The sequence below is a fragment of the Citrobacter sp. Cpo142 genome, assembly GCF_030332425.1.
Classification (GTDB): Bacteria; Pseudomonadota; Gammaproteobacteria; order Enterobacterales; family Enterobacteriaceae; genus Citrobacter; species Citrobacter portucalensis.
The window spans coordinates 1-1,861 of the sequence record NZ_JAOWHW010000051.1 but is presented as its reverse complement, the minus strand read 5'-3'; the positions used below and the strand labels follow the sequence as shown (position 1 = coordinate 1,861).

General features: G+C 37.9%; 3 protein-coding genes. 2 read left to right on the top strand and 1 reads right to left on the bottom strand.

Translation table 11 applies throughout. The annotated features are described in order from the left end of the window. Positions 1-52: 52 nt before the first annotated feature. Positions 53-352: a winged helix-turn-helix domain-containing protein gene (locus OGY18_RS27285; RefSeq protein WP_353622743.1), complete on the bottom strand. Its 300-nt coding sequence runs from the start codon at positions 350-352 to the stop codon at positions 53-55. Positions 353-784: 432 nt separating this feature from the next. On the opposite strand from OGY18_RS27285, the gene OGY18_RS02245 reads away from it, so the two are divergent. Together OGY18_RS02245 and OGY18_RS02240 are read left to right on the top strand one after the other, a co-directional pair. Next, complete coding sequence (locus OGY18_RS02245; protein WP_181509972.1) at positions 785-1,174, top strand: winged helix-turn-helix domain-containing protein; 390 nt, start codon at positions 785-787, stop codon at positions 1,172-1,174. 174 nt (positions 1,175-1,348) lie between these two features. Beyond that, the gene (locus OGY18_RS02240; RefSeq protein WP_286551549.1) at positions 1,349-1,813 is read left to right on the top strand and encodes a hypothetical protein; all 465 of its coding nucleotides are present in this window, start codon (positions 1,349-1,351) and stop codon (positions 1,811-1,813) included. Positions 1,814-1,861 lie beyond the last annotated feature (48 nt).

Sequence of the window (1,861 nt, the reverse complement as noted above, 5' to 3'; positions counted from 1 at the left end):
GGCTCATGATGTCCCTCTGGGATGCGCTCCGGATGAATATGATGATCTCATATCAGGAACTTGTTCGCACCTTCCCTAGACCTACTCCTCTGAGAGCTTTCCTGATCAACGCAATACTCTGATAAATCGCATTGGTGGAGACAATCGCCCCGTTCTTTTCCCATACTTCGCTGAACAGATACTTCTGGGTAACGGGCTGATGGTTATGCTGTAGCAGCAGTAAAAGGCAGGCAGACACTGGTGCGTGCAACGAGATGTTTCTTTCTGGATAATCTTTTAGAGAGGTTAGGCGATTCTTATCTGGTTCGAAAACAATTAATTCATTGATAATGATAATATTTTTCACTTTCATGCCCAACATGTAACAGATAGAGGCCGTTCTGAATCAGAATAAATCATCAAACATCATTACCCAGGTCCAGTTGAATGGCTTAAGGTCAATCTTAATGAAATGATTATCACGCAACAGAATGCTTCAGTGAAACTCGAACAGGATTATTATCCGTGATTTGTGATAAATAAGTGGTTTTGCATTGCCATTTTGAATGCACACAGTTTATTAGAGAGTAATTCTGTAAATTTACTGTTTGAGGAAGTTTTATTTTATTAATTTAATCATTGTTTTACATTTTGTTCTGATTTGAGTCGGAGTATTTCTGGAGGAAGGGTGCATGGAATGTATATTGAAATTAATTTTCATCGTTTTACACTTTCAGTGTGAAAGTAAAGGAGGAATGAGGATGTCCGGATATCATCGGCTGATGTTAAAGTGAATCGCTGAACTATGAAATATCAACTACAGGGATTCATGATTGGTAGGGAAATTTTTTTCGATGTTAAAGAAGCCAGAATATTTAGACTGCCAGTTCATAAGATGGATAGCATAATTTTATTTGGTGGTATATTTCTAAATAATACGATGTTTCGTCTGTTGACCTATCTTATGGTAAATGCCGAGAATCGGTATGTATCGCGAGATGAATTACTTAGCAATGTCTGGGAAAAGTATGATTTAAGCGCCTCTACGCAACGGCTATGTAAAGTAGTCAGTAATTTAAATAAAAAATTGAGTCTCTTGGGGTTGCCTGCAGACACTATTATTAATGTTAAAGGTAGTGGCTATATTATAAGGTTAGATAATATAAAGCCACTATATGGCTTAGTTGATTTTTAATGTAAGTCCAACACCTGTGGAAATTTTTTCGTGAGTGTGATGTCGCCTCCGAAACATTATCCTGGGCAGTGATGCCCAGGAATTTTTTACAGGGGAAACATTTTTCAGTCCGGTTTCTGTATCAGATAGATAATATTAATCACTTCTCTGGGATTTCTGCTGGATGGCGTAAACATGAATATAAAGTATTTTTTCCTGAATTTAAAACTGAATAAAAAGATGTTATTAGGTTTTTCTGCGATGTTTATCATCATGATCGCCATTATGGGATCTGGATTGGTTGGCTTAAGGCAAATTCAGGATCGTGTTGATAAAAATGCAATTAGCATCAAACTTCTTGATAGTTTGGCGGCAGCAAAGCTTAGTCGTATCAGCTATGAATTATCTGGAGATGACGCTTATGTTAAACAAAATAAGCTAGCTATGGCGCAATTGTCGCAGCATCTTGAACATTTGTTTGCTTTCACATGGTCTGAAAGTGGTTTGGATATTCTTAATCGCAGCAAGCATGCACTGAAAAATTGTTTCGCAGATTGGGAAGTGTTTGACTCATTAATGACGAAAAAGGTGACAATGCAGCAACGGCTTGATAGCCAGGATTTTTACACTAAGGAAGGTGCGAACAAGTTCCTGATATGAGATCATCATATTCATCCGGAGCGCATCCCAGAGGGACATCATGAGCCA

Excerpts from the sequence above, each read along its gene's own strand:
- OGY18_RS27285 (WP_353622743.1), bottom strand. The coding sequence starts at position 352 with ATGAAAGTGAAAAATATTATCATTATCAATGAATTAATTGTTTTCGAA.
- OGY18_RS02245 (WP_181509972.1), top strand. The coding sequence starts at position 785 with ATGAAATATCAACTACAGGGATTCATGATTGGTAGGGAAATTTTTTTC.
- OGY18_RS02240 (WP_286551549.1), top strand. The coding sequence starts at position 1,349 with ATGAATATAAAGTATTTTTTCCTGAATTTAAAACTGAATAAAAAGATG.